Source organism: Micromonospora sp. WMMD882 (assembly GCF_027497255.1).
Classification (GTDB): Bacteria; Actinomycetota; Actinomycetes; order Mycobacteriales; family Micromonosporaceae; genus Micromonospora.
The window spans coordinates 1,720,322-1,747,026 of sequence record NZ_CP114903.1; the positions used below are offsets into that span (position 1 = coordinate 1,720,322).

The 26,705-nt window shown below is 74.0% G+C and carries 23 protein-coding genes; 9 read left to right on the forward strand and 14 right to left on the reverse strand.

Annotation, left to right across the window (positions count from 1 at the left end; all coding sequences use genetic code 11):
• The 5 genes from O7606_RS06485 to O7606_RS06505 form a co-directional block, all read right to left on the reverse strand.
• A complete protein-coding gene (locus O7606_RS06485) occupies positions 1–885 on the reverse strand; it encodes a pentapeptide repeat-containing protein (RefSeq protein ID WP_281598154.1) in 885 nt (294 codons plus the stop codon).
• A gap of 60 nt (positions 886–945) precedes the next feature.
• On the reverse strand, positions 946–1,551 hold the full coding sequence (locus O7606_RS06490; protein ID WP_281598155.1) for a TetR/AcrR family transcriptional regulator: 606 nt from the start codon (positions 1,549–1,551) through the stop codon (positions 946–948).
• Between the two features lie 145 nt (positions 1,552–1,696).
• A complete protein-coding gene (locus tag O7606_RS06495; protein ID WP_281598156.1) occupies positions 1,697–2,545 on the reverse strand; it encodes a sugar phosphate isomerase/epimerase in 849 nt (282 codons plus the stop codon).
• Positions 2,542–3,693 carry a dihydrodipicolinate synthase family protein gene (locus tag O7606_RS06500; protein WP_281598157.1) on the reverse strand — a complete coding sequence of 384 codons (1,152 nt, stop codon included), beginning with the start codon at positions 3,691–3,693 and terminating at the stop codon, positions 2,542–2,544. Before O7606_RS06500 ends, O7606_RS06495 begins: the two co-directional genes overlap by 4 nt.
• On the reverse strand, positions 3,690–4,841 hold the full coding sequence (locus O7606_RS06505) for a Gfo/Idh/MocA family oxidoreductase (protein WP_281598158.1): 1,152 nt from the start codon (positions 4,839–4,841) through the stop codon (positions 3,690–3,692). Before O7606_RS06505 ends, O7606_RS06500 begins: the two co-directional genes overlap by 4 nt.
• Before the next feature lie 194 nt (positions 4,842–5,035).
• On the opposite strand from O7606_RS06505, the gene O7606_RS06510 reads away from it, so the two are divergent.
• Positions 5,036–6,052, forward strand: a complete 1,017-nt coding sequence (locus O7606_RS06510) for a LacI family DNA-binding transcriptional regulator (RefSeq protein WP_281598159.1) — start codon at positions 5,036–5,038, stop codon at positions 6,050–6,052.
• 39 nt (positions 6,053–6,091) lie between these two features.
• Here O7606_RS06510 and O7606_RS06515 read toward each other — a convergent pair whose 3' ends face one another.
• The 6 genes from O7606_RS06515 to O7606_RS06540 are packed head-to-tail and all read right to left on the reverse strand — an operon-like array spanning position 6,092 to position 11,903.
• Positions 6,092–6,934, reverse strand: a complete 843-nt coding sequence (locus O7606_RS06515) for a PmoA family protein (protein WP_281598160.1) — start codon at positions 6,932–6,934, stop codon at positions 6,092–6,094.
• A complete protein-coding gene (locus O7606_RS06520; protein WP_281598161.1) occupies positions 6,931–7,542 on the reverse strand; it encodes a hypothetical protein in 612 nt (203 codons plus the stop codon). The genes O7606_RS06515 and O7606_RS06520 overlap by 4 nt, the downstream gene beginning before the upstream one ends.
• Positions 7,543–7,546: 4 nt before the next feature.
• Positions 7,547–8,425 (reverse strand): carbohydrate ABC transporter permease, encoded by an 879-nt coding sequence (locus O7606_RS06525; RefSeq protein ID WP_281598162.1) that lies wholly within the window; start codon positions 8,423–8,425, stop codon positions 7,547–7,549.
• Positions 8,422–9,402, reverse strand: a complete 981-nt coding sequence (locus O7606_RS06530) for a sugar ABC transporter permease (protein ID WP_281598163.1) — start codon at positions 9,400–9,402, stop codon at positions 8,422–8,424. The genes O7606_RS06525 and O7606_RS06530 overlap by 4 nt, the downstream gene beginning before the upstream one ends.
• A gap of 22 nt (positions 9,403–9,424) precedes the next feature.
• The gene (locus O7606_RS06535) at positions 9,425–10,762 is read right to left on the reverse strand and encodes an extracellular solute-binding protein (protein WP_281598164.1); all 1,338 of its coding nucleotides are present in this window, start codon (positions 10,760–10,762) and stop codon (positions 9,425–9,427) included.
• 19 nt (positions 10,763–10,781) lie between these two features.
• Positions 10,782–11,903 carry a LacI family DNA-binding transcriptional regulator gene (locus tag O7606_RS06540; RefSeq protein ID WP_281598165.1) on the reverse strand — a complete coding sequence of 374 codons (1,122 nt, stop codon included), beginning with the start codon at positions 11,901–11,903 and terminating at the stop codon, positions 10,782–10,784.
• Between the two features lie 246 nt (positions 11,904–12,149).
• Here O7606_RS06540 and O7606_RS06545 point away from each other — a divergent pair, with 246 nt between their 5' ends.
• The 7 genes from O7606_RS06545 (at position 12,150) to O7606_RS06575 (ending at position 21,491) form a co-directional block, all read left to right on the forward strand.
• Positions 12,150–13,478 (forward strand): Gfo/Idh/MocA family oxidoreductase, encoded by a 1,329-nt coding sequence (locus tag O7606_RS06545; RefSeq protein WP_281598166.1) that lies wholly within the window; start codon positions 12,150–12,152, stop codon positions 13,476–13,478.
• 148 nt (positions 13,479–13,626) lie between these two features.
• The gene (gene uxaC / locus O7606_RS06550; RefSeq protein ID WP_281598167.1) at positions 13,627–15,057 is read left to right on the forward strand and encodes a glucuronate isomerase; all 1,431 of its coding nucleotides are present in this window, start codon (positions 13,627–13,629) and stop codon (positions 15,055–15,057) included.
• Positions 15,054–16,358: an enolase C-terminal domain-like protein gene (locus tag O7606_RS06555; RefSeq protein ID WP_281598168.1), complete on the forward strand. Its 1,305-nt coding sequence runs from the start codon at positions 15,054–15,056 to the stop codon at positions 16,356–16,358. The genes uxaC and O7606_RS06555 overlap by 4 nt, the downstream gene beginning before the upstream one ends.
• Positions 16,349–17,839, forward strand: coding sequence for a mannitol dehydrogenase family protein (locus O7606_RS06560; RefSeq protein WP_281598169.1), 1,491 nt, complete (start codon positions 16,349–16,351; stop codon positions 17,837–17,839). The genes O7606_RS06555 and O7606_RS06560 overlap by 10 nt, the downstream gene beginning before the upstream one ends.
• Before the next feature lie 88 nt (positions 17,840–17,927).
• Complete coding sequence (locus O7606_RS06565; RefSeq protein WP_281598170.1) at positions 17,928–19,079, forward strand: Gfo/Idh/MocA family oxidoreductase; 1,152 nt, start codon at positions 17,928–17,930, stop codon at positions 19,077–19,079.
• Positions 19,080–19,139: 60 nt separating this feature from the next.
• A complete protein-coding gene (locus O7606_RS06570) occupies positions 19,140–20,585 on the forward strand; it encodes a polysaccharide lyase family 1 protein (protein ID WP_281598171.1) in 1,446 nt (481 codons plus the stop codon).
• Between the two features lie 168 nt (positions 20,586–20,753).
• Positions 20,754–21,491: an HD domain-containing protein gene (locus O7606_RS06575; RefSeq protein WP_281598172.1), complete on the forward strand. Its 738-nt coding sequence runs from the start codon at positions 20,754–20,756 to the stop codon at positions 21,489–21,491.
• Positions 21,492–21,605: 114 nt separating this feature from the next.
• Here the strand turns inward: O7606_RS06575 and O7606_RS06580 are convergent, their stop codons facing one another.
• Together O7606_RS06580 and O7606_RS06585 are read right to left on the reverse strand one after the other, a co-directional pair.
• Entirely contained in the window at positions 21,606–23,231 is a 1,626-nt protein-coding gene (locus O7606_RS06580; protein WP_281598173.1) for an anibiotic ABC transporter, read from the reverse strand.
• Positions 23,228–24,145, reverse strand: a complete 918-nt coding sequence (locus O7606_RS06585; protein WP_281598174.1) for an ABC transporter ATP-binding protein — start codon at positions 24,143–24,145, stop codon at positions 23,228–23,230. The genes O7606_RS06580 and O7606_RS06585 overlap by 4 nt, the downstream gene beginning before the upstream one ends.
• A gap of 108 nt (positions 24,146–24,253) precedes the next feature.
• Between O7606_RS06585 and O7606_RS06590 the strand changes: the two genes are divergently transcribed.
• Positions 24,254–24,994 (forward strand): TetR family transcriptional regulator, encoded by a 741-nt coding sequence (locus tag O7606_RS06590; RefSeq protein WP_281598175.1) that lies wholly within the window; start codon positions 24,254–24,256, stop codon positions 24,992–24,994.
• 81 nt (positions 24,995–25,075) lie between these two features.
• Here O7606_RS06590 and O7606_RS06595 read toward each other — a convergent pair whose 3' ends face one another.
• Entirely contained in the window at positions 25,076–26,662 is a 1,587-nt protein-coding gene (locus O7606_RS06595) for a glycosyltransferase 87 family protein (RefSeq protein ID WP_281598176.1), read from the reverse strand.
• Between the last annotated feature and the right edge of the window lie 43 nt (positions 26,663–26,705).

Here is a 26,705-nt window from a genome sequence, read left to right on the forward strand (position 1 = left end):
TCAGCCGGACCGTCGCCGGCTGTTCCGCCGTACCCGCGGACGGCTGTCGCCACCCGTCCGGACCGGGGTGAGCGGCAGGCTCGTCCAGTGGGTCGGCCGGCCCAGCTCCGCCGGCACCCGGGTGCTCCGGTCGCCCCGGGCGGCGTCGAGTTGGGCGCGGGTGAGGAAGAGGCAGCCGGTCAGGTCCGCGCCGCGCAGGTCGGCGCCGCGCAGGTCGGCCCCGGTCACGTCGGCCAGGCGCAGGTCCGCGCCCCGCAGGTCCGCGCCGATCAGGTACGCCCCGCGCAGGTTCGCCGCGCGCAGGTCGTCCCGGCGCAGGTCGGCGCCGATCAGGCCGGCGCCCCGCCGGTCCGGGCCGGGGCGGCCGGTCCGGGAGCGGAGCCGTTCGCTGGCGGCTGACAGCACCGGGTTGACCTGTCGCCGCAGCGCGTCGACGTCCAGGGCGCGCAGCGCGTCCGGCTCCTGGCCGGTGAGCGCGGCGAGGGTGTCCCGGGCGGCGTCCAGCTCGTCGTCCAACGGCGCGCCGGGGCGCAGGGCCCGCGCGACGGTGACGTGCCAGAGCAGCTCGCACAGCGACCGCACGACCGGGAACACGGCCGTCATCGGCTCGACCAGCTCCGGGTGGACGCGCCAGTCGCGTCCGCCGAAGGTCACCTGGGCGACCTGCTGCCCGGCGCCGAAGCAGTCGAAGACGGCGCAGCCGGCGAAGCCGCTCCCGCGCAGCCGGTCGTGGATGCCACACCGGTGGTCGACGCCCAGGTGCGGGCAGGGCGTGCCGGCCGGCTTGTCGAGGGCGAAGTCCGCCGAGGCGGCGAAGGCCGGCGCCAGGCAGCAGATCGCGAAACAGCGTCCGCAGTCCGCGCGCAGATCAGCGGGGACGGACATCGGTGTTCTCCTCCCGGGCACGGCAGGCAAGCCTAGCCCGGCGGCGGGTCGGGGCCGGGGTCAGCGTCCGGTCAGGGCACGCAGCAGGGTACGGACGGCGTCGCGCAGGTCCTCCCGGCTCTCCTCGGTGCCGGGGGGCGGCGCGGCCAGTCCGCCGGTGCCGACCAGCCGGTCGAAGAGCAGCCCGTCGACGAAGGCGACGAACTGCTCGCCCTGCCGGCGCGGGTTGACCGCTCCGGCCTGGGCGAGCAGGCCCCGGATCTGCTCCCGCATGGGCGTGCCGTGGGCGAGGAGCCGGCGCAGCTCGTGGTGGTGTGTCGCCTCCAACTGGCAGGCGTACCGGGCCAGCACGCGGTTGCGGCCGGGGCCGAGCCAGGTGTCGAGCAGGAGGGCGAGGGCGGTGGCGAGCTGGTCGAGGTCGGCCGCGGTGAGCGGCGGCAGCGGCCCGGCCGACGGGTCGACCGGCAGGTGGCGGGCCTCGTAGTCGGCGCGGTTCAGGTCGACGACGCGTTGCGCCACCGCCTCCACCAGGGCCCGGCGGGTCCGCAGGTACGCCGAGGTGGTGCCGGTCGGCATGGTGGCGCGGGCGTCCACCGCCCGGTGGGTGAGCCCCCGGATGCCCTGTTCGGCGATCAGGTCGATGGCCGCGTCCGCCAGCAGGTCCACCCGTTTTACCCGGCCTGTCACTGGTTCCCCCACCGGTCGTCGACTCGCCGTACCATGTGTTTCTACACCTGTAGAAGACAATCGCGGGGGCGGGGCCGTCACCATCGCCGCCCGGTGGAGGGGACCGGGCGGCGGTGGTCCGACGTCAGCGCACGTGTTCCAGATAGCCCCGCACCGAGGCGTCCAGCACCTCCCGACCGGGGCGGGCCCACACGTCGGCGTGGAAGACCTCCACCTCGACCGGGCCGGCGTAGCCGGCGGCGTCCACCGCCGCCCGCAGTCCACGCAGGTCGATGCAGCCCTCGCCGGGCAGGCCCCGCCCCAGCAGCACCCCCTCGGGCAGCGGGGTCACCCAGTCGCACACCTGGAAGGCGGCGATCCGGTCACCGGCCCGGGCGATCTGCTGGTGGACCGCGTCGTCCCACCAGACGTGGTACGCGTCCACCACCACCCCGACCACGCCGACGTCGAACCGCTCGGCGATGTCCAACGCCTGCCCGAGACTGGCGACCACGCACCGGTCGGCGCAGAACATCGGATGCAGCGGCTCGATGGCCAGCGTCACCCCGGCCGCCGCGGCGTGCGGGGCCAGCTCGGCGATCGCGTCCGCCACCCGGTTCCGGGCGCCGGCGAGATCCCGGCTGCCGGCGGGCAGACCGCCGGAGACCAGCACCAGCACCCGGCAGTCCAGGGCGGCGGCCTCCTCGATGGCCCGCAGGTTCTCCGTCCGCCAGTCGTCGTCTGCGGTGAAGAAGCCACCACGGCACAGCGAGGTGACGGTGAGCCCGGCGTCGCGGACCAGCCGGGCGGCGCGGGCCACGCCGTACTCCCCGACCGGCTCGCGCCACAGGCCGACGCCGGGGACGCCCGCGTCGACGCAACCCGCGACGACCTCCGCCAGCGGCCAGTGTTTCGCGGTCGCCTGGTTGAAGGAGAACCGCTCCAGTCCGGCCGGCACGTCGACGCCCGGCACGAGCTGCCGGGCGGCGGTCACTGGGCCACCCCGGCGACGGTGAACAACGCCCGGGCCCGGGCGGCGGCCAGGTCGGCGTCGGGCAGCAGACCGGCCCGGTCGGCGAGGACGAGCAGCCGGGCCAGGTGGGCCGGGGAACGGCCGGCCTGCTGGCCGCCGACCATGGTGAAGTGCTCCTGGTGGCCGGTCAGCCAGGCCAGGAACACGATGCCGGTCTTGTAGTGCCAGGTCGGCGTCCCGAACAGGTGCCGGGCCAGCGGCACGGTCGGGGCCATGATCCGGTCGTACGTGGAGACGTCGCCGGCGTCCAGGGCGGCCAGCGCCGCGCCGGCGGCCGGGGCGATGGCGGCGAAGATGCCCAGCAGCGCGTCGGAGTGGCCCTGCCCGTCGCCCCGGATCAGCTCCGGGTAGTGGAAGTCGTCGCCGGTGTAGAGGCGCACCCCGGCGGGCAGCCGGCGACGCAGGGCGACCTCCCGACCGGCGTCCAAAAGGGAGATCTTGATGCCGTCGACCTTGTCGGCGTGGTCCTTGACGAGCTGGAGCACCGTGTCGGCGGCCAGGTCCAGGTCGGTGGCGCCCCAGTAGCCGGCCAGCGCCGGGTCGAACATGTCCCCGAGCCAGTGCAGCACCACCGGCTCGTCACTGGCGGTGAGCAGCTCGGCGTAGACGGCGAGGTAGTCGTCGGGGCCGGTGGCGGCCGAGGCCAGGTGCCGGCTGCACATCAGCACCGGCCGGGCGCCGGCGGTCAGCACCTCCTCCAGTTGGCTCCGGTACGCCGCGGTCAGCTCGGCCACCGGGTACTCCCCCGGCGGCAGGTGGTCGGTGTTGACCCCGGCGACGATGCGCCCGCCGACCGAACGCGCCTCGGCGGCGCTGCGGCGGATCAGCTCCCGGGTGGCCGCGTGGTCGAGCCCCATCCCCCGTTGGGCGGTGTCCATCGCCTCGGCGACCCCGAAGCCGTACGACCACAGGTGGTGGCGGAAGGCGAGGGTGCGCTCCCAGTCCAGGGCGGCCGGCGCGCCGGGGACGTTCTCCGCGCCCGGGTCGGCGACGACGTGCGCGGCGGCGTACGCGACCCGGGAGGTGGGCGGGCCGGCCGGGCGGGCGAATCCGTCGCCCCCGCCGAGCCGGTACGTCTCCCCGCCCGGCAGTCGCACCTGGGCGCTCACCGGTCCAGCTCCGGCACCTCGACGCGGACGCCCTCACGGGCGGAGCGCAGGCCCAGCTCGGCCAGTTGCACGCCGCGCGCCCCGGCGAGGAAGTCCCAGCGGAACGGCTCCCCGGCGACCACGTGCCGCAGGAACGCCTCCCACTGCACCTTGAAGCCGTTGTCGAACTCCTCGTTGTCCGGCACCTCCGTCCACTGGGACCGGAAGCTCTCGGTCACCGGGAGGTCCGGGTTCCACACCGGCTTCGGGGTGACCGCCCGGTGCTGGACCTTGCAGCCGCGCAGCCCGGCGACCGCGCTGCCCTCGGTGCCGTCCACCTGGAACTCGACCAGCTCGTCGCGGTGCACCCGGACGCACCAGGAGGAGTTGAGCTGGGCGACGATCCCGCCGGCCAGCTCGAAGATGCCGTACGCGGCGTCGTCGGCGGTGGCCGGATAGGCCGCCCCGGACTCGTCGACCCGGCGGGGGATGTGCGTGGCGATCACCGCCGTCACGGCCCTGACCTCGCCGAACAGCTCCTCCAGCACGTACTGCCAGTGCGGGAACATGTCGACGACGATGCCGCCGCCGTCCTCGGCGCGGTAGTTCCAGGACGGCCGCTGCGCGGGTTGCCAGTCGCCTTCGAACACCCAGTAGCCGAACTCGCCGCGCACCGAGAGGATCTGCCCGAAGAAGCCGCCGTCGACGAGCCGCTTGAGCTTGCGCAGGCCGGGCAGGAAGAGTTTGTCCTGCACCACGCCGGTCCGCAGCCCGGCGGCGCCGGCCGCGCGGGCCAGCTCCAGGGCGGCGGCGCTCGTCTCGGCCAGCGGCTTCTCGGTGTAGACGTGTTTGCCGGCCTCGATGGCCTGCCGGATCGCCTTCTCCCGTTGCTGGGTCACCTGGGCGTCGAAGTAGATCTTCACGTCGTCGCGGGCCAGCGCCGCGCTCAGGTCGGTGGTCCAGTCCGCCAGTCCGTGCCGTTCCGCGATCTCCCGGAGGCGGGTCTCGCTGCGGCCCACGAGCACGGGCTCCGGCCAGATGGTGGTGCCGTCGTCAAGTGGCACGCCACCCTGCTCGCGGATGGCGAGCAGGGAGCGGACCAGGTGCTGCCGGTACCCCATCCGGCCGGTGACGCCGTTGAGGATGATGCCGATCGGCCTGCGGGTCATGGTCTTCCTTCCACCTCAGGCAAGCGCTTTCCCAAGCAGGGTAGGTGTCCCCGACGTCGCCGGGCAAGGCCCCACCCCGACACGTCGTGTGACCTGCCGGACCCGACGGACGCTGGGACCGGTCCACGCCCTGCGGTAACCTGAGGCGCGCCCGGCGGCGCGAGGCACATCGACAGAGCGACTCGGGGGTGGCCATGGCGACGCTGGCCGACGTCGCCCGGCGGGCCGGGGTCTCCCCCGCGACCGCGTCGCGGGTGATCAACGGCAGCAGCAAGACGGTCACCGAGGAGCTACGCGACCGGGTGCTGCGGGCCGTCGCCGACCTGCGGTACGTGCCCAACGCCCACGCCCAGCTCCTGGCCCGGCCGCAGCGCAGCGTGGTCGGCGTGATCGTGCACGACGTCTCCGACCCGTACTTCGCCGAGGTCACCAGGGGGCTGCAACGGGTGGCCACCGCGCGCGGCAAGCTGCTGATCATCTGCAACAGCTACCGGGACCCGGAACGCGAGCTGGAGTACGTCGACCTGCTGCGCGGCCAGCAGGTGGCGGCGATGATCCTGGCCGGCTCGGGCTACCACGACGACGGCTTCACCACCCGGCTCAACGAGCAGCTCGCCGCGTACGAGGCCACCGGCGGCCGGGTCGCGGTGATCGGCCGGCACGAGCACGCCGGGGACGCGGTGATGCCGGCCAACGAGTCCGGCGCCCACCTGCTGGCCGGGGAGCTGGCCGCGTTGGGGCACCGACGGATCGGGGTGATCGCCGGCCCCCGGCTGCTCACCACCACCACGGACCGGCTGGCCGGGCTGCGCCGGGGCCTCGCCGAGGCGGGGCTGCCCCTGCCGGAGGAGCACATCCGCTACGCCGGGTTCGACCGGGACAGCGGCGTCGCCGCCACCGCCGCCCTGCTCGACGGGGCGCCCGACCTGACCGCGATCGTGGCCCTCAACGACTCGATGGCCGTCGGCGCGTTGTCGCTGCTGCGGGCTCGGGGCATGACCGTGCCCGACCAGATCTCCGTCGCCGGGTTCGACGACATGCCGATCGCCCGGGACGTCACCCCCACCCTCACCACCGTCCGGCTGCCGCTGGTGGAGATGGGCGCGCGGGCGATGACGCTCGCCCTGGAGCCCGAGGTCGACGGCGACCGCGTCGAGGTGCTCGACGTCGAGCTGGTACGCCGCGACAGCACCGCCCCCGCCCCGGCCTGACCGCCGCCCGCCCCGCACGCCGTCCGGGGCGGGCGGCGGTCAGGCCGGCGGGTCCAGCCGGGCGGCGAGCGCGGCCAGCGCGGCCCGGTCGAGGTGGCCGTCGACCACCGCGACCCGGTGCCGGCCGGGGCGGGACGTGCCGGCCGGGATCACCCGGGGCTCGTCGAACGCGAAGGCCGCGCACACCCCCGGATACATGCCGCTGCGGACGAACCAGCGGTCCCCCTCGGTGAGCCCGGAGAAGAGCAGCGTCCACGCCGCCCCCTGCGGGCTGGCCCCGAGCATCGCCACCCAGGGCTCGGCGCTGCCGTTGACCGCCTCCTCCCCCTCGGCCGTGGCGGTGCGCACCTCGGGCGGGTCGGCCGCGAGCGCCCGCCAGAAGAACCCGCCGTACCCGGTCGGGCCGGGCCGGCCGTTGGTGGCCGGGCTGCCGAACGTCACGTCCTGACCGGCCGGCGCGGTCAACGCGTAGCCGACGGTCAGCACCCAGGTCCGCCCGTCCAGCGGGCGGGCGACCAGCCGGCGGCGCTCGGTGAGCAGCACCTGGCCGTCCCGGTCACACCAGCGCAGCCGGTGCTCCAGATGGTCGGGGTCCCGGCGGTACCACTCGACGTGACTGATCCGGCCGTGGTCGTCCCGCCAGGTGTAACCGGCGTCCCGGACGTAGGTCCGGCCGCCCCACAGGTTGGTGCCGTTGACGTCCTGCACGGCCAGCGAGGCGCCCAGGTGCCAGACGTGGTCCTCGGGCAGCACGTCGGTGACCGTCGTGCCGGCGAGGGTCCGCACCGGGTGCAGGTACGGGCGTACCCCGTGCCGGGGGTCCAGGTCCGGGTCGAGCACGTACCGGGCCACCTCGGTCCCGTCGACCAGGAGCCGGGTCACCGGCGTTCCCCTCGGGTCGCCGGCTGACGCCGGCTCACGGCGTGCAGGGCGGCCAGGGCGTACCCGGCCAGGATCGGCGCCGCCACCGGGTGCACCATGACCGCCAGCACGGCGGCGATCCCGGCCACCGCGCCGACGCCGGCCCACCGCGCCGGCCGGTCCAGGCACTCCCGTCCGGCGACGAGCGCCGCGGCCCGCCAGCCCCGGCCGCCAGCGCGTCCGACGTGCACGACGACCAGGGCCGCATACCCGAGGGCCGCCACCATCGCCGCCACGGTGACCAGCAGCATCGGCGTACCGCCGGGCACCCGGCCCCGGGCCAGGGCGGTGAGGTCCAGCGCCACCAGTACGACGACCGCCAGCCCCAGCAGCGTCGCCGGCACGCCGGGCAGCGCCGCCCGGCCGTACCGGCGCAGGTTGTCCCGGGCCGGCGGCCAGCTCCCGGTGGCCAGCCAGTCGTGTACGGCCGCGCTCGCGGTGGCGACGGCCGCCCCGGCGGTGAGCAGCGGCAACGCGCCCAGCAGCAGGGCGAAGCCGAGCACCGCCAGGTCGCTGGCGTCGCGGGCGGTGTCCCGCCAGTCCCGCCGGACGGGCACGTCGACGCTCATCGGCTCATCCCTTCAGGCCGCTGGTGTTGATGCCCTCGACGAGCATCCGCTGGAACGCCACGAAGAACAGGAACACCGGCAGCAGGGAGAGCACCGACATGGCGAACATCGGTCCGACCGCGCTCTGGCTGGTGGAGTCGATGAACAGGGTCAGCGCCACCGGGACGGTGTAGTCGGTCAGCTCGGACAGGAACACCAGTTGCCGGAAGAAGTCGTTCCAGGTCCAGATGAACGAGAAGATCGCCGTGGTGACCAGCGCCGGCCGGCTCAGCGGCAGGATCACGTGCCGGAAGATGCCGAACGCGTTCGCCCCGTCGATCTTGGCGGCCTCGTCGAGCTCCCGGGGGATGCCCCGCATGAACTGCACCATCAGGAAGACGAAGAACGCCTCGGTGGCCAGGAACTGCGGCACCAGCAGCGGCAGGTACGGCCAGTCGCCGCCGACCATGCCCATGCTCCGGAAGAGGATGTACTGCGGCACGATCAGCACGTGGCCGGGGAGCAGCAGCGTCCCGATCATCACGGTGAACCAGACGCCGCGCAGCCGGAACCGCAGCCGGGCGAAGGCGTACGCGGCGAGCAGGCAGGAGACCGCGTTGCCGACCACGGACAGCAGGCTGACCATCGCGCTGTTGAAGAAGAACCGGCCGAAGCTGACGTCGAAGTTGGTCCACCCGTCGGCGTAGTTGCCCGGGGTGAACACCTCGGGCAGCAGGCCGATGTTGTTGACGATCTCCTGCTGCGACTTGACCGAGGTGCCGATCATCCAGAACAGCGGGTACAGCACGATCCCCAGGATCGCGACCAGCACGAGCAGACGTACGGCCTGGCGGCCACCGCCGCGAGGGCGGCGGACGGCGGCCGGGGGCGCGATCGCGGTCACCGGTCCTCCCCGTCGGAGTAGTGCACCCAGAACCGTCCGGTGCTGAAGAAGACCACCGTGATGACCGCGATGGCGATGAGGAACACCCAGGCCATCGCGGAGGCGTAGCCCATGTTCAGGTCGGTGAAGCCGGCGATGTAGAGGTTGAGCGTGTACATCAGGGTGGAGTCCACCGGGCCGCCGGTGCCGTTGCTGAGCACGAACGCGGCGGTGAAGCCCTGGAAGCCGTTGATGGTCTCCAGCACCAGGTTGAAGAAGATCACCGGGGACAGCATCGGCAGGGTGACGGCGCGGAACTGCCGCCACTTGTTGGCCCCGTCGACCGAGGCGGCCTCGTACAGCTCGGTGGGGACCTGCTTCAGCCCGGCCAGGAAGATCACCATGGGCGCGCCGAACTGCCAGATGGCCAGCACCATCAGGGTCTCCAGGGCCCAGTCCGGGTCGTTGACCCAGGGCTTGCCCTCGATGCCGAACAGGCCCAGCAGCGAGTTGAACGCGCCGTCCCGGTTGAACATGTTCACCCAGACGATGGCCAGCGCGACGCTGCCGCCGAGCAGCGACGGCAGGTAGAACAGGCCGCGGAACAGCCCGACCCCACGGAACGCACGGTTGAGCAGCAGGGCCACCCCGAGCGCGGCGGCCAGCTTGAGCGGCACCGCGATCAGGGCGAACTTCAGCGTCACCTGGACCGCGTGCCAGTAGGACGGGTCGGCGGTGAACATCCGCTCGTAGTTGGCGAGCCCCACCCACTCGATCTCCGACCAGGGGGTCAGGATGTCGTAGTTGGTGAAGCTCAGGTAGAGCGACAGGATCATGGGGATCGCCGTGACGGCCATCAGGCCGACGAGCCAGGGCGACAGGAAGACGTAACCCGCCAGACCTTCGCTGTGCCGGAGTCCGCCGGCCCCACGTCGGGCGTGGGGCCGGACGGATCCGGTGTCGCGGCGGGTCGGGTCGGGCGCGGTGGTCAGGGCCACGGGCCGACTCCTCTCCGAGCGGTCAGGCGATGGCGGACTTGCAGGCCGCGATGAACTGCGCTGCCGCCTCGGCCGGGGTGGCCCGCCCGTACTGGGCGTTCTCGGCGGCCTTGATCAGCTCGGACTTGACCTTGCTGTGGCCCTTGATCGGCACCTGCGGGGACTGGCCGAACTTCGCGGCGAGGTCCGACTCGACCTGGATGGACTGCTTCATCGCCGGGTCGGTGACGCTGTCGCTGACCTGCTTGCGCAGCTCCAGGTTGGACGGCAGGCCCCGGTCGGTGCCGAGGAGCTTGACCGCCTCCGGGTCGTTGGTCAGGAAGTTCAGCACGTCGACCGCGACGTCCTTGTGCTTGCTGCCGCGGAAGACCGACCAGTACATCGAGGCCCGCGCCCACTGCGCGCTCGGGTCACCCGGGTACGCGATGACGCCCAGCTCGTCCTTGGTGTTTTTCTTCAGCTCCGGCATCTGGTTGACCCACACCCAGGAGGTCGCCGCCTTGCCGGTCACCACGAGCTGCTTGGTGATGTCGGTGGCGTTGCCCTCGTGGATGACGTCCGGGGTGGGGGTCGCCTTGCGGTCCCGGGCGCCCTTCCACAACTCGAACCACTTGGTCACGTCCTCGGCGGTGAAACCGAGGTCCGAGCCGTTGTAGAGGTCCTTGCCCTGCTGGCGCAGCCACACCCAGAACGCCTTGTAGTCGGCGCTCGGGTCCTGGGTGCCGAGTCTGGTCTTGCGCGCCACCTGCTCGGCCCAGGCGATGTGCTCCTCCCAGCTCTGGCCGGTGGTCGGCTCGGGCAGGCCGTTCTTCGCCAGCAGCGTCTTGTTGTAGACCAGGCCCTGGGTGTTCTCCCCGGCGGCCAGGCCGGCCAGCTTGCCGTCGACGACGCCGTACTTCCAGAGGCTCTCCGGGAACGTCGACACGTCGAGCTCGCCGTCGTCCTTGTACTTCGTCAGGTCGAGAGTGGTGTTACGGGACGCGTACTCGGACAGGTAGTTGTCGTCGATCTGGAAGATGTCCGGCGGGTTGCCGCCGGCGGTCAGGGTGGCCAGCTTGTCGAAGTAGCCCTGGTTGGCCTGCCAGGTCTTCTCGAACGTGACGTTCGGGTGCTTCTGGGTGTAGAGGGCCAGGGCCTCCTCGGTCAACTTCGCCCGGGCCTCGCCGCCCCACCAGAAGATGGAGAGCTTGACCGGGGCGTCCGGGTCGGAGCTGGCCGCGTCGTCCCCGCCGCAGGCCGCGGCGCCGAGCACCAGCGGCGCCGCGACGACCGCGGCGAGCAGGCCGCGGAGCAGGCGACGGCGGGGGGTACGGTGGGAGGGCCCGGAGGGCGGGCCGGCGGTGGTGGTTGCGGGGTGCATGTGCGCTCACTCCTTGGCGTTAGGAGGCGACGACGTCACCGGTGACGGTCGCCGGGTGACCCGGGCCCGCAGGACAGTGCGGGTCCGGGTCGGCCACGACGGCGCCGGCGACGCCCCGACCGTCCAGGGATGCGGGTGCGGTCGAGTCGCGGACGACCAGTTCGGTCTGGAGTAGTACCTGTGCGGTGGTGCGACGGTCGTCGGACGTGCCGCCACGGGCGCCACGGGCGCGGACGCCGGTGTCGTGTTGCAGCAGCATGTCGACGGCCGTCCGGCCGGCGGCCGAGGTCGGTGTGGCCACCGTCGTCAACTTGGGTCGGGTGAGCCGGCTGAGCGCGATGTCGTCGACCCCGACGACGCTCACGTCCTGCGGCACCCGGATCCCGGACGCGTCGAGCCCTTCGATGAGCCCGATCGCCATCAGGTCGTTGTAGGCGAGCACCCCCGACACCCCGGCGCGGCGGACCTGCTCGGCCAGCCCGGCGCCGCCGGTCCCGGTGGGCGGGTTGGGGCCGAGCACGGTCAGCTCGGCGCCGCCGGCCCGCGCCGCCGCGACGGCGGCCCGGCGCAGCTCACGGCTGGTCCAGGAGCCGCGCGGCCCGCTGAGCAGGGCCAGCTTGCGGTGCCCGAGGGCGAGCAGGTGCTCGATCGCCGCGCGGGCGCCCTGACCCACGTCCATCATCACGCACGGCAGACCGGCCACCTGCCGGTTGATCACCACCAGGGGGACCTCCCGGCTGAGCTGCTCGATCAGGCTGTTGCTCATCCGGGGGCTGCACAGCAGGACGCCGTCGACCTGCTTGGCCATCGCGTGGACCAGCTCCTCCTCGGCGACCGGGTCCTCGTTGGTGTCGGCCACGAAGACGTGGTAGTCGCGGTGCCGGGCCTGGCTCTCGGCCGCCTTGATCAACGGCGGGAAGAACGGGTTGGCGATGTCGGCGATGATCAGCCCGATGTTGTGGGTGCGGCCGGTGATCAGCGCCCGCGCGGCCCGGTTCGGCCGGTAACCCAGCTCCTCGGCGCAGGCCAGCACCCGTACCCGGGTGTCGGGGTTGACCAGGTGGGGGGCCGAGAACGTGCGGGAGACCGTGGAGATGTGCACGCCGGAGGCCCGTGCGACGTCTCGGATGGTGGCTGGCACGGCGGCCCCTCGGTGGCGGGTCGGTGTGGCTGCGGTCACGTGGGTGTCGCCAATTAATGCAAACGGTTGTGTTGCTGTCAACGGGTTCTTCGATGTCGGTTTTGTTTCGGCGGCGGGCCGCCCGCCCTGTCGTACCTGGTCAAAGCGGGATCTATGACGCGGTTTTTCCATCGACCGTTGACGTCGCCGCAACCGTCGTGGTTACTTCGCTGCAAACCTTTGCAGTCCGTCGGGAGGCGATACGCGATGTCATCCGGAACCGGGACACGGGCCCGGCACGCCCTGGTGGGCGCCGGGGCCCGGGCCGAGATGTTCGTCCGGGCGCTGGTGCTCGACCACGCCGACACCGCCGAGCTGGTCGCCTTCGCCGACCTCAACCAGGCCCGGATGGACGCGCACAACCGCTGGCTGACCGAGCTGGCACACCCGCCGGTCCCGACGTACCCGGCCGCCGAGTTCGCCGCCATGCTGGTCGAGGAACGCGTCGACGTGGTGCTGGTGACCAGCACCGACGTCACCCACGACGAGTACGTGGTGGCCGCCCTGCACGCCGGCTGCGACGTGGTCACCGAGAAGCCGATGACCGTCGACGCGCCCCGCTGCCAGCGGATCCTCGACGCGGTGGCGGCCACCGGCCGGCAGGTGCGGGTGGCGTTCAACTACCGCTACAACCCGCTGCACGAGAAGGTCCGGCAACTGCTCGCCGACGGGGCGGTCGGCGAGATCGGCTCGGTGCACTTCGAGTGGCTGCTCGACGTCCGGCACGGGGCCGACTACTTCCGCCGCTGGCACCGCGAGCGGGCCAACTCCGGCGGCCTGATGGTACACAAGGCCAGCCACCACTTCGACCTGGTCAACTGGTGGCTGGACGCGACGCCGGTCGAGGTGTACGCCGCCGGCCGGTTGTTCTTCTACGGCGAGAACGGCCGCCGCCACGGCTACGCCCGCGACTACGACCGGGCACACGGCGCGCCCGCCGCCGGTGACGACCCGTTCGCCCTGCACCTGGCCACCCACCCCCGGCTGCGTGAGCTGTACCTGGACGCCGAGACCGAGGACGGCTACCACCGGGACCGCAACGTGTTCGCCCCCGGCGTCACCATCGAGGACGACATGGCGGTGCTGGCCCGCTACTCCACCGGCGCGACGATGACGTACCACCTCACCGCGTACGCCCCCTGGGAGGGCTACCGGGTGATGGTCAACGGCAGCCGGGGCCGGCTGGAGCTGGAGGTCGTGGAGAGCGACTTCGTCAGCCCGCAGGCCGCCGGCGCGCTCAAGGGCGCCGCCCTGCACGGCGACGAGGCCGCCGCCGAGCACGGCTCGGCCACCATCACCCTGCGTCCGTTCTGGTCCCGACCGCGGACCGTGCCGGTGGAGGGCTACACCCGGGGTGGACACGGCGGCGCGGACGCCCGGATGACCCGGGTCCTGTTCGGCGGGGCGGCCGACCCGATGGGCCGCGCGGCGACCGCCCGGGACGGGGCGCTGGCGCTGCTCACCGGCCTGGCCGCCAACCGGTCCTTCGAGACCGGCCAGCCGGTCCGGGTCACCGACCTGCTGACCCTGCCCTGACCCACCCCACCCGGCCCACCTGAACCGCCCGACCCGCCCGGTCCACTCCACCGCCCGGCCCGGGTGACGCGCCCGGCCACCTGATTCGCCCGGCCACCTGATTCGCCCGGCCACCTGATTCGCCCGATCCGCCGAGGAGCCGACAACCGTGCCCACCGCGAACCGCACCGACCTGCTCTTCCCCGCCGAGCCCGGGCAACGGGCCCTGGCCCGGGAGCTGTACGCCCTCGCCGCGCAGCAGCCGATCATCTCGCCGCACGGGCACGTCGACCCGGCGCTGCTCGCCGACGACCAGCCGTTCCCGGACCCGGCCCGGCTGCTGATCGTGCCGGACCACTACCTCACCCGGATGCTGCTCAGCCAGGGCGTCCGCCCGACCGAGCTGGGCGTGCCGACGGTGGACGGCAGCCCGGTGGAGACCGACGGCCGGGTCATCTGGCGGCGGTTCGTCGACCACTGGCACCTGTTCCGGGGCACCCCGTCGCGGCTCTGGCTGGAGCAGACCTTCCGCGAGGTCTTCGACGTGCACGTCCGGCTCTCGCCGGTCACCGCCGACGAGGTGTACGACACGCTCGCCGCCCGGCTGGGCGAGCCGGAGTTCCGCCCCCGGGCGCTGTTCGAACGGTTCGGCATCGAAGTGCTCGCCACCACCGAGTCGCCCCTGGACGACCTGGGCCGGCACGCCAAGCTCGCCGCCGACGGCTGGGGCGGCCCGGGCGGCCGGGTGATCACCACGTTCCGCCCGGACAACGTGGTGGACATGGAGTTCGACGACTGGTCGGCCAACGTCGACCGGCTCGCCGAGGTCTCCGGGGAGGACACCGGCACGTACGAAGGGTTCCTGCGCGCCCTGCGCCGACGCCGGGAGGCGTTCGTCGCCGCCGGCGCGACCTCGTCGGACCACGGCCACCCCACCGCGCTGACCCTCGACCTGAGCGCGGCCGAGGCGGCGACGCTGTACGACAAGGGCCGGCGCGGGCAGGCCGACGCCGCCGACGCGGAGGCGTTCCGGGCGCACATGCTGCTGGAGTTCGCCCGGATGTCGCTGGACGACGGTCTGGTCATGCAACTGCACCCGGGCGCGGTGCGCAACCACAACCGGTGGCTGCACGCCACCCACGGGCGGGACGTGGGCGGGGACATCCCGCAGGCCACCGAGTACCTGCACGCGCTGACCCCGCTGCTGGACGCATACGGCAACGACCCCCGGCTGACCGTGGTGGTCTACACCCTCGACGAGTACACGTTCAGCCGGGAGCTGGCCCCCCTCGCCGGCGGGTACGCCGCCCTCTACCTCGGCGCGCCCTGGTGGTTCCTGGACTCCCCCGAGGTGCTGCGCCGGTTCCGCGAGTCGGTCACCGAGTCGGCCGGCTTCTACAACACCGCCGGGTTCGTCGACGACACCCGCGCGTTCTGTTCCATCCCGGTACGCCACGACGTGGCCCGCCGGGTCGACGCGGCCTTCCTGGCCCGGCTGGTCGCCGAGCACCGGCTGGCCGAGGACGAGGCGGCCGAGACCATCGTCGACCTGGCGTACCGGCTGCCGAAGAAGGTCTTCAGGATCGGGGGCAACTCATGACGGTCACCATCACCGGCGTCGACGTGCACGACGTACGGTTCCCCACCGCGCGTACCGGCGACGGCTCGGACGCGATCAACAAGGGCGACTACTCGGCCACCTACGTGGAGCTGCGCACCGACGCGGGCGTCACCGGGGCCGGGTTCACCTTCACCAACGGTCGGGGCAACGAGATCACCTGCGCCGCCGTCCGCGCCCTCGCCCACCACGTGGAGGGGAGGACGGTCGCCGAGATCGCCGCCGACCAGGTGACGTTCTGGCGGTCGCTCAGCGCCGACGTGCAGTTGCGCTGGCTGGGCCCGGAGAAGGGCGTCATCCACATGGCCACCGGCGCGCTGGTCAACGCGGTGTGGGACCTGCGGGCCAAGCTGGCCGGCAAGCCGATGTGGCGGTTCCTGGCCGAGCTGTCGACCGAGGAGCTGGTGGGCAGCGTCGACTTCCACCACATCACCGACGCGCTCACCCCCGACGAGGCCGCCGCCATCCTCGACAAGGGACGCGACGGGCTGGCCGACCGGCTCGCGGTGCTCGAGCAGAGTGGCTTTCCCTCGTACACGACGTCGGTGGGGTGGCTGGGGTATCCGGACGAGAAGGTGCGGGCGCTGACCCGCGAGGCGTACGCGTCCGGCTGGCGGGCGATGAAGATGAAGGTCGGCGGGCCGCCCGCCGACGACCTGCGCCGGGCCCGGATCATCCGCGCCGAGATCGGCCCGGACGCGCTGCTGATGATGGACGCCAACCAGGTGTGGGACGTCGACGAGGCGATCACCAACATGGCGGCGCTGGCCGAGGTGGACCCGTACTGGATCGAGGAGCCGACGCACGCCGACGACATCCTCGGCCACGCCCGGATCGCCCGCGCGGTGACCGAGGCGACCGGCGGCCGGTGCCGGGTCGCCACCGGCGAGGTGGCCGCCAACCGGGTGATCTTCAAGCAGCTCCTCCAGGCCGAGGCGATCGGCGTCATGCAGATCGACTCCTGCCGGGTCGGCGGGGTCAACGAGGTGCTGGCGGAGATCCTGCTGGCCGCGAAGTTCGGGGTGCCGATCTGCCCGCACGCCGGCGGCGTGGGCCTCTGCGAGTACGTCCAGCACCTGGCGATCTTCGACTACCTGCGGGTCGGCGTCAGCCTGGACGGCCGGATGGTCGAGTACGTCGACCACCTGCACGAGCACTTCGTCGACCCGGTCCGCACCCGCGACGGCCGCTACCTGCTGCCCACCGAGCCCGGCTACAGCGCGACGATGAAACCGGCGTCGATCGCCGAGTTCCGCTTCCCGGACGGCCCGGCATGGCGGTGACCGTGGGCGCGTCCGCGCTCGGGCTGGACGCGCTGCGCCGGGTGCCCGAGGCGAGCCGGCCGCTGCTGCGTCCCGGCACGGTGCCCGCCGGCATCGTCCACCTGGGTCTGGGCGCGTTCCACCGGGCCCACCAGGCGGTCTTCACCGAGGCGGCGGTGGCCCGCGCCGGCGGCGACTGGGGCATCGTCGGGGTCGCCCCGCGCAGCGCCACGCTGGTGGAGACCCTCACCGCGCAGGACGGGCTGTTCAGCGTGACCACCACCTCGGCGGCGGGCAGCCACACCCGGGTGGTGGGCGCGCTCGCCGGGGTCCGGCACGCGGCCGGCGACCCGGCGGCCGTGGTGGCGCTGCTCGCCGACCCGGCGATCCGGGTGGTGACGCTCACCGTGACCGAGAAGGCGTACCAACTGGATCCGGCCAGCGGGCGGCTGCGGCCGGACCCGGAGCTGGTCGCCGACCTGACCACCGACCGGCCGCCGCGTACCGTGCCCGGTCTGCTGGCGCGCGGCCTGCTCGCCCGGGCCGCCGCCGACGCCGGGCCGCTGGCGCTGGTGAGCTGCGACAACCTGCCGGCCAACGGCCGCCGGCTGCGCGGGCTGGTGGAGCAGTCGCTGGCGTACGCGCGGGCGCCCGAGCGGGCGATCGACTGGGTGGCCGCCCGCGTCACCTTCCCGGGGACCATGGTGGACCGGATCGTTCCGGCCAGCACCGGGGAGACCCTGGCCGTCGCCCGGGAGGCGCTGGGCGTCACCGACCGGGCGGCGGTCGCGGCGGAGCCGTACTCGCAGTGGGTGATCGAGGACGACTTCCCCGGTGGCCGGCCGGCGTGGGAGTCGGCCGGCGCGGTGCTCACCGACGACGCCGGGGCCTGGGAACGGCTGAAGCTGCGCGCCCTCAACGGCGTGCACTCGGCCGCCGCGTACCTGGGGGCGTTGGCCGGCCGGGAGACCATCGCCGACGCGCTCGACGTGCCGGGCCTGGAGACGGTGCTGCGTCGGCTGGTCGCCGAGGACGTGGCGGCCAGTTTCGTCCCGCCGCCCGGGGTGTCCGTCGTCGGGTACGGCGACCAGGTGCTGGCCCGGTTCGCCAACCCGGCGATCCGGCACCGTACCCTCCAGGTCGCCATGGACGGCAGTCAGAAGCTGCCGCAGCGGATCCTGCACACCGTCGCCGACCTGCGTGCCGCCGGCCGGGAGGCGCGCTGGGCGACGCTGGTGGTGGCCGCCTGGATGCGGTTCGCCCGGGGCCGCGCGGACGACGGCACGGTCCTGCCGTTGGACGATCCGCTGGCCGACCGGATCCGGGCCGCCCTGGCCGCCCACCCGGACACCCCGACCGGGGTGGTCGACGCGCTGTTCGGCCTGACCGAGGTCTTCCCGCCCGAGCTGGGCGCCGACGAGCAGACGCGGGCGGCGGTCACCGGTTGGCTGACCGACCTGGACCGGCACGGCGTGGCCGCGACCCTGGCCGGCGCGGCATGAGCGCGGGGCGGGCCCGGTGAGCGGGGCGGCCGACGGCCGGGCCCCGGGCGGACCGGTCACGGGACCGGTGGGCGGGAGGCGGCCCCGGGTGGCGGTGGTCGGCGCGAACGGGCACGGCCGCTGGCACCGTCGGGTGATCGCGCCGCTGCACGCGTCGGGCCGGCTGGAGCTGGTCGCGCTGGTCGACGTACGTGCGGTGGAGCCGGACCCGGACGCGCCGGTGCCGGCGGGCACGGGCGTCTTCACCGACCACCGGGAGATGCTGCGGCGGGCCCGGCCGGACGTGGTGGTGGTCTGCACGCCACCGCACACCCACCTGCCGATAGCCCGGGACGTGCTGACCTCCGGGGCCGACCTGCTGCTGGAGAAGCCGCCGGTGCTCTCCCGGGCCGAGCACGAGACGCTCACCGACGTGCTCGCCGAGACCGGGCGGGCCTGCCAGGTCGGGTTCCAGGCGCTCGGCTCGGCCGCGCTGACCCGGCTGGTCGCGGCGGTGACGCAGGGCCGGTTGGGCGCCGTGGTCGGCATCTCCACGGTGGCGGCCTGGCAGCGCGCCGACGGCTACTACGCCCGCGCGCCGTGGGCCGGGCGGCGGGTCGTGGCCGGCCGCCCGGTGCTGGACGGTGCGCTGGCCAACCCGCTCGCGCACGCCTGGATGCAGTGCCTGGCGGTCGCCGAGGCGATCGTCGGCCGACCGGTCACGCCGACCCTGGTGGAGTTGGAGCGGTACCGGGTCCGCCCGATCGAGGTGGACGACACGGCGACCATGCGGGTGACGTCCCGGTCGGGGCCGCCGATCGTGGCGGCGGTGACGCTGGCCGCGGAGGGCTTCGTCCGGGGCGAGGTGATCGTCGACGGCACCGCCGGCCAGGCGGTGCTGGAGTACCCGACCGACCGGCTGCGACTGCCCGGCGACCCCGGGGCGCAGGTCGTGCCCGGCCGGGTCGGGCTGCTGGAGAACCTGCTCGACCACCGGGCCGTCGGGGCGCCGCTGATCGCGCCGCTGGCCCGGACGGCGCCGTTCACCACCGTGCTGGAGGTGATCCAGCAGGCCCCGGAGCCGACGCTGCTCGGCGGCGACCTGGTCACCGTCTCCGGCTCGGGGGCCGACCGGGTGGTCTCCGTCCGTGGGGTGGACGCGGCGCTGCGGGCGGCGGCCGAGGCGGGCGCGCTGCTGTCGGAGCTGGCGGTGCCGTGGGCGGTCCCGCCGGCCCGGATCGAGGTGGTGGCGAAGGACTGACCACCGCCGCCACGGACGTTTCCACCCCACACCACCCCACCGAGCACCTCGGAGACTCCCATGCGCATCCGCACGTCCGGGGCGGCCCTGGTCGCCCTGTCCCTGCTTCTCGTCCCGGGCACGGTGGCGTCGGCCGCCCCGCCGCCCGACGCCGCCACCGGCCCGAATGCCGCCGCCGGGCCGGACGCCACCGCTGCCGGCCCCGGCGCCGGCGCCGGCCCGGACGTCGCCGCGGTCGGCGGGACGGTGCCCCGGCCCGTCGAACGGTTCGCCCGGCAGACCCTGCCGGCCGGTGACGGCTGGGCCGCCGCCGGCCCCGGCACCACCGGCGGCGCGACCGCCACCGCCGACCAGGTGCACCTGGTCCGCAGCCGCGCCGACCTGGTCCGGGCGCTGGGCGGCGACAACGCCACCAACCGGGCCAACGCCACCCCGAAGATCATCGTGGTGGACGGGGTCGTCGACGGTTTCCAGGGCGACGACGGCGCCCTGCTCGACTGCGCCGACCTGGCCGACCCGGAGTACTCGCTGCCGGCCTACCTGGCCGCGTACGACCCGGCGGTGTGGGGCAGGACGCCGCCGACCGGGCCGCTGGAGACCGCTCGGGCGCGCTCGGTGGCCAACCAGACCCGGCACACCCAGATCAACGTCGGCCCGAACACCACGATCGTCGGACGGGGCGGGGCGACGCTCACCGGGCTGACCCTGATGATCGACACGGCCAGCAACGTCATCGTCCGCAACCTCACCTTCGACGACGCCCGGGACTGCTTCCCGGCCTGGTCGCCGACCGACGGGGAGACCGGCAACTGGAACTCCCAGTACGACCAGATCTCCGTCCGGCGCAGCGAGAACGTCTGGGTGGACCACAACACGTTCACCGACGGCGACAACCCGGACAGCGCCCAGCCGGTGCACTTCGGTCGGCCGTACCAGGTGCACGACGGGTCGCTCGACGTCACGCACACCGCCAGCCTGGTCACCGTCACGTACAACAGGTTCGTCGGGCGGGACAAGCTGATGCTGATCGGCTCGTCCAACACCGTCGGCCCGGACGTCGGGCGGCTCAAGGTGACCCTGCACCACAACCTGTTCGACCGGGTGCTGCAACGGCTGCCCCGGGTCCGCTTCGGTCAGGTCGACCTCTACAACAACTGGTACCGGCTGGCCGGTGACGACTTCGAGTACGCCGTCGGCGTGGGCGTGCAGTCGGCCGTGTACGCGGAGAACAACCACTTCACGCTGGGCGCCGGGGTGACCGCCGCGGACCTGCTCCACGACTGGGGCGGCACGGCGGTCACCACCCGGGGCAACTGGGTGCGCGCCGACGGCGACCGGCTCGCCCGCCCGGTGGACCTGGTGGCCGCGTACAACGCCGCCCACGACCCGGACCTGGGCGCGGACGCCGGCTGGACGCCGACCCTGCGCCCAGCCCCGCCGCTGCCGGCCCCGCTGGTGCCGCTCGTGGTGGGGACGCTCGCCGGCGCCGACCGGCTCCCGCTGTAGCGGAGACGACGTGGGCCGGGGGCGGTCCCGGGACCGCCCCCGGTCCGCCGATCTCCCCCGGGCCGCGGCCCGGGGAGGGTCACCCTGGACGGCCGGGACGCGGTGCCCGTCCCGCCGGACCGGCGAGCCCCGACCGGCGTGGGACCGGGCGTCGGTTATAAGTGACGGATGGATTTTCCGCCGTACCTGGGCACGATGCCGATGCACGCGATCACGGAGATCCACGGCGAGCCCGGCCTGCTGGAACGCTTCCGGCTGGAGACGCTGGCCTTCGACCCGGCGGCGCGCGGTCGGCTGACCGAGGCCCTCGACCTGGCCACCGAGCTGCACCGCGCCGACCGGCGGGTCCGCGAGCCGTACCTCAACCACCTGCTGCGGGTGGCGATCCGGATGATGCACCACTACCAGGTACGTGACGTCGACGTGATCGTGGCGGGGCTGCTGCACGACGCGGTGGAGGACCACCCGGTGGAGCTGGCGGGCCGGATCCCGGCGGGCGCCGACCCGGTGCCGGTCGCCCTCGGCGTGCTCGCCGACCGGTTCGGCGTCCGGGTCGCCCGGCTCGTCGCGGCCGTGACCAACCCACCCTGGGAGCCGGGCCGTGACCGGCACGTCCAGTACCGGGAACACGTGGCGGCCAGCCTCGACCGGGAACCCTGGGCCCGGGTCGTCAAGATCTCCGACTTCACCGACAACGGGGTCGGTGTGATCCACACCGTCGGCCCGAAGGTCGTCTCGTCGGCCCGCAAGTACCGGCCGCTGGTCCCGGTGCTGCGCGAGCTGATCGCCCGGCCGGACACCCCCCTCGCGCCCGCGGTGAAGGAGCACATCTACGACCAGCTCGATCTGGCCGAGGAACGCTTCCGCGCCATCCTCGACGACCCGCGGGACCGGACCGCGTCCTGACCGCGCTGGTCGGCGCGGCCCGGGCCAAGGAGCTGGTCCTGACCGCGGCCGGCGGGCCCGGGACCCCCGCGCCCGCCGGCCGCGCGGGCGCCGGGCGTCCCGGGCCCGGGCGGCTCAGGGGGTCAGGTCGCGGCGGCGGAACCCGACCAGACCGGCGGCCAGCAACAGCGCCGCCACGCCGGTCAGCGCCGCCAGCGGCAGCACGGCGAGGTCCGCCGACGGCAGCGCCGGCACGTGCGTGTACGGCGAGACGTCCAGCAGCGCCTGCGGCAGGTCCAGCACCGCGCCGAGCTGCCCGAGCAGCAGGAACACGATCAGCGTCGCCCAGGACGCCGACGTCGCCTGGCGGGGCGCCAGCCCGAACAGCGCCACCACCACCCCGGCCACCACCAGCAGGGCCGGGAACCGGACCAGCGCCGCCCCGACCAGCTCTCCGGCGCGGCCGGCCGGGTCCCCGGCGACCGTGGCGTACCCGAGCCCGGTGGCCGCCCCGGCCAGCGTCATCAGGGCGAACGCGCCGAGCCCGGCGGTGAGCAGGTGGCCGGCCAGCCAGCGGGGGCGGCTCACCGCCGTGGCGAGCACCGCCTCCAGGGCGCCGTCGGTCTCCTCGACCCGGGTGCGCGCCATCGCCTGCACGACGTACGCGCCGATGGTCAGCGCGAAGATCCCGAGCATCGCGGTCAGGTAGGCGTCGACCAGGTTCGCCCCGCCGCCGAGCTGGCTGATCACCTCCGCCGCCGCGGCGTTCTCCCCCACCATGTTCTCGACCTCGTCGGCGGCGAGCCCCATGCCGAACCCGAGCACCGCCACCCCGAACGCCCAGCCGAGCAGGGCGGCACGTTGCAGCCGCCAGGCCAGCCCGACCGGGCTGAGCAGCCACCGGGACGCCCGGGCCGGGCCACGCCGGGTGGCGAGCAGGCCGGCGCCGAGGTCCCGCCGGCCGGTCAGCCCGTACGCCGCCGCCACGGTCACCGCCAGCAGGGCGGCGGGCAGCAGGAGCACCCACCAGCGTTCCCCGTCGTACGGGCGGATCAGGGTGGCCCAGCCGAGCGGGGAGAGCCAGGACGGCCATGCGCTGTCCACCCGCAGGCCGTCCGGGGTGGTCGCACCGAACACGTCCCCGGCGGCCCGGAGCGTGAAGCAGACCCCGACGGTCGCCGCGGCGAGGGCGTTCGCGCCCCGGGACGTGCCGGAGAGCTGCGCGGTGACCGCGGCGAGCCCGGCGAAGGAGACCCCGACGGTGGCTACCGCGCCGGCGGTGGCGACCGAGCCGGCGAGCGGGAGCCCGCCGCCGACCAGGGTCAGGGCGATCAACGCCGCGGCGAGCAGGTTGGCCCCGACGGTCACCGCGAGCGCGGCGGTGAGCAGCGCGTACCGGCCGACCGCGGAGGCGCCGAGGAGCTCGGCCCGGCCGGTCTCCTCGTTCTGCCGGGTGTGCCGCACCACGGCGAACGTGCTCAGCAGCGCGGTAAGGACGGCCAGGGTGAGGTACGACTCGGCGAACACCACCGAGCCCAGGCTCGGCCCGGCGACCGGTCCGTTGAACGCCCGGGCGACCAGGCTGGCGGCGGCGGTGCTCGCGTAGGTGAGGCGGTCCTGCTCGCCCGCGTAGAGGCCGGTGACGCTGGCCGCGAGGCCGGCGGCCAGCGCCGGCGCGCCGAGCGCCCAGACCGCCAACCGGACCCGGTCCCGGCGGACCGCGAGGCGGGCCAGTCGGCCCGCGCCGGTGAGGGCGCTCACCGCTGCCCCGCCGACAGCGGCGCGGCGGCGGAGCGGTCACCGTAGTGCCGCAGGAACAGCTCTTCGAGGGTGGGCGGCGCGCTGGTCAGCGCCCGTACGCCGAACCGCACCAGGTGCCCGAGCACGTCGTCCAGGTGGGCGGGCTCGACCTCCAGGTGGATCCGGCCGTCGACCTCCCGGACGGCGTGCGTGCCGGGCAGGGCGGCCAGCCCGGTCACCGGGCGGTCGGTCTGCGCGGTGATCGAGGTACGGGTGAGGTGGCGCAGCTCGGCGAGGGTGCCGGACTCGACGGTGCGGCCCTCGCGGATGATGCTGACCCGGTCGCAGAGGGCCTCGACCTCGGCGAGCACGTGGCTGGAGAGCAGCACGGTGCCGCCGTCGTTCCTGATCCGCCGGACCTCGTCCTGGAACACCGCCTCCATCAGCGGGTCGAGGCCGGAGGTCGGCTCGTCGAGCACGTACAGGTCCACGGTGGTGGCGAACGCCGCGACGATCGCCACCTTCTGCCGGTTGCCCTTGGAGTAGGTGCGGCACTTCTTGGTCGGGTCGAGGTCGAACCGGTCGAGCAGCGCGTCGCGGCGGCGGTGGTCCAGCCCACCGCGCAGGCTGCCGAGCAGGTCGATGGCTTCGCCGCCGGAGAGGTTGGGCCAGAGGTTGACGTCGCCGGGCACGTACGCGAGGCGGCGGTGCAGCGCGACCGCGTCCCGCCACGGGTCGGCGTCGAGCAGCCGGACCTCGCCGGAGTCCCGGCGCAGCAGGCCGAGCAGGACGCGGATGGTGGTGGACTTGCCGGAGCCGTTGGGGCCGAGGAAACCGTGCACCTCCCCGGCCGCCACGTGCAGGTCGAGCCCGTCCAGGGCCCGGGTGCTGCTGCCGAAGGTCTTGACCAGGTCGTGGACCGAGATGACGGTCATGACGCCTCCTGTCGATACGGATGCCGACGCCTCCACTGTACTGACCGATGGTAAGGAGACGACGCCAGCCCCACCCACCTCCGGTCAGGGGGCGGCTAACCTCGACCGGTGGACGAGTCACCTCCCGGCGACACCCGGGCCAGGATCCTGCGCACCGCGCTGGACCTCTTCTCCGCGCACGGCTACCAGCGCACCACGTTGCAGGAGATCGCCGACCGGCTGCGGTTGACCAAGGCGGCCATCCTCTACCACTTCCCGAGCAAGCAGCACATCCTCGACGACCTGATCGAGCCGCTGCTGGCCGGCCTGGAGCGCACGGTGGACACCGCCGGGCGGCTCCCGCCGGAGCGGGCCCGGTGGGCAATCCTGGAGGGCTGGGTGGACGTGCTGCTCACCCACCGCCGGCCCCTCGGCATGCTCTTCCACGACATCGCGATGATCGCCCGGGGGCCGACGTACCAACGGCTCATCCGGATCTCGCTGCATGCCAACGAGGTGGTCGCCGGCCCGGACGCCGACCGGCGCGGGCAGGTGCGGGCCGGGCAGGCCATCGCCATGTGCTCCGACCCGGTGCTGTTCTTCCAGCACGTGCCACCGGAGACGCTGCGGGCCGACATCCTCGACGGGGTGCGCCGGCTGTTCGACGGACCGGCCGACCCGGCCGACCCGGCCGACCCGGAGGCGGCGACGACCCGGGCGCCCCGCCGGGCCGGCCGCCCCCGCGCCCTGAGCAGCGGCCAGGTGGCCGCCGCCCGCCGGATGCACGCGGCCGGATCGCACTCGGTCGAGGAGATCGCGGCCTCGCTCGGCGTCTCCCGGGCCACCGTCTACCGGCACCTGAGCCGTTGATTACGAGACGCATTTAGAGACGATTGCGAGACTATTCTGCGACCGGCCACCACCCCGGTCCGGCCGCCGCCGGCCGGCCGGTCACCCCGACCGGAACTCCGTGTACGTGGCGATCGGAGCGCCGCCGGCGTCGTAGGCGACCAGCCGCCCGTACGACAGGGTGGCGCTGCGGAACGAGAAGAGCCGCTGCCCCGGGTACGCCTCCACCAGCGGGACGGCCCGGGGCGGACCGCCCGGGGCGGAGCGGTACTCCAGCCGGGCCACCGACCCGTCGACCACCCCGTTCACCCGCACCTTCGTCCGCTCGGTGGCCAGGCCGAAGACGATCGGCCGGGCCGCCGCGCCGAGCGCGCCGCACTGCGGCTCACTGCGGCAGACGAAGAAGTAGCGTGGGTTGTCGAGATCCGCTCCGGTGTACGCCTTGAACGTCGGGTCGGCGCCGGCCGGCAACGGCTGCACGGCGACGACGGTCAACGCCGCCACGACAGCCACCACGGCCCGCGCCGACCCCCGCCGTCGGCTGGCCGGGAGCGCGCCGGCCGCCGCGACCGCGACCCCCCCGAAGCCGACCAGGCAGAGGGCGACGGTGCCCACCGTGCGGGCGTTCTCGAAGACGAACTGCGCGCCCGGCGTCGGCGAGACCCGGCTCAGCAGCACCCCCAACGACAGCACCAGGACGGCGAGCAGCCCACCGCCCGCGACCCGCTGCGCCACGCCCCGCGCCCCGACCAGCAACATCGCCGCCAGCACCGGCCAGATCTGGTGATGGGTCCAGGACACCGGCGACGCCGCCACCGAGGCGCAACCGACCAGCACCACCGCGTGCGTCGACCGCCCGTCGTGGCACAACTGCCGGGCCCGCAGCAGGGCCACCCCGCAGACGACCGCCACCAGCGTCGCCCACAGCAGCGGCAGCGTGTCGGCCGGCACCCCGAGCCGCAGCAGCATGCCGTGCACGGAATGGTTGCCCAGTGAGGCGAGGTTGCCGATACGGGACGTGTCGAACATGGCGGCGGTCCAGAACGTCCGACTCTCGGCGGGCAGCGCCACGGCGGCGGCGAGCGCGCAGCCGACGAAGACCGCCACCGAGCGGGCCGCGTCCCGCCACCGACCGGCGACCAGCAGGTAGACCACGAAGATCAGGGGGGTCAGCTTGACGGCGGCGGCGAGCCCGATCAGGGCGCCCCGGACCCGGGCGGGGGTGAGCGCCAGCCCGTCGACGAACGCGAGCGCCACGAGGAAGATGCTCACCTGGCCGAAACGCAGGTTGCTCTGCACCGGGGCGGACAACAGCAGGACGCAGGCGGTGGCCGCCACCGCCACCTGCCGCCGGTGGGCGGGGAAGACCCCCGTGCGGCCCAGGGCCACCGCGATGACCACGACCGCCGCGCCGGTGGCCGTCAACCAGCCGAACTGGACGGTGGTCTCGGAGAGCAGGCCGACCGGCCCCAGCAGGATCGCCGCGAACGGCGGGTACGTGAAGGGGCCGCCGTTTTCCGCGACGTACGAGTAGAGGCCACCGCCGGCCTGGAGCTGACGTACCGCGCCGTAGTAGATGTGCAGGTCGGAGAGGCGTTCGGCGGCGGGACGGCGCAGCACGAGCGCCGCCGACACGAGCGCCGTGACGCCGAAGACCGACCACAGCGCCACCGCCGCGCGACTCCGCATCGGGTCAGTGTAGGAACACACGCGGTGAACGGGGCGCCCGGCG

Bases quoted from the DNA above. Each gene is read 5' to 3' on its own strand.
- O7606_RS06545 (WP_281598166.1), top strand. From the start codon at position 12,150: ATGTCATCCGGAACCGGGACACGGGCCCGGCACGCCCTGGTGGGCGCC.
- O7606_RS06595 (WP_281598176.1), bottom strand. From the start codon at position 26,662: ATGCGGAGTCGCGCGGCGGTGGCGCTGTGGTCGGTCTTCGGCGTCACG.
- O7606_RS06575 (WP_281598172.1), top strand. From the start codon at position 20,754: ATGGATTTTCCGCCGTACCTGGGCACGATGCCGATGCACGCGATCACG.
- O7606_RS06510 (WP_281598159.1), top strand. From the start codon at position 5,036: ATGGCGACGCTGGCCGACGTCGCCCGGCGGGCCGGGGTCTCCCCCGCG.
- O7606_RS06560 (WP_281598169.1), top strand. From the start codon at position 16,349: ATGGCGGTGACCGTGGGCGCGTCCGCGCTCGGGCTGGACGCGCTGCGC.
- O7606_RS06555 (WP_281598168.1), top strand. From the start codon at position 15,054: ATGACGGTCACCATCACCGGCGTCGACGTGCACGACGTACGGTTCCCC.
- O7606_RS06485 (WP_281598154.1), bottom strand. From the start codon at position 885: ATGTCCGTCCCCGCTGATCTGCGCGCGGACTGCGGACGCTGTTTCGCG.
- O7606_RS06520 (WP_281598161.1), bottom strand. From the start codon at position 7,542: ATGAGCGTCGACGTGCCCGTCCGGCGGGACTGGCGGGACACCGCCCGC.
- O7606_RS06585 (WP_281598174.1), bottom strand. From the start codon at position 24,145: ATGACCGTCATCTCGGTCCACGACCTGGTCAAGACCTTCGGCAGCAGC.
- O7606_RS06535 (WP_281598164.1), bottom strand. From the start codon at position 10,762: ATGCACCCCGCAACCACCACCGCCGGCCCGCCCTCCGGGCCCTCCCAC.
- O7606_RS06505 (WP_281598158.1), bottom strand. From the start codon at position 4,841: ATGACCCGCAGGCCGATCGGCATCATCCTCAACGGCGTCACCGGCCGG.
- O7606_RS06570 (WP_281598171.1), top strand. From the start codon at position 19,140: ATGCGCATCCGCACGTCCGGGGCGGCCCTGGTCGCCCTGTCCCTGCTT.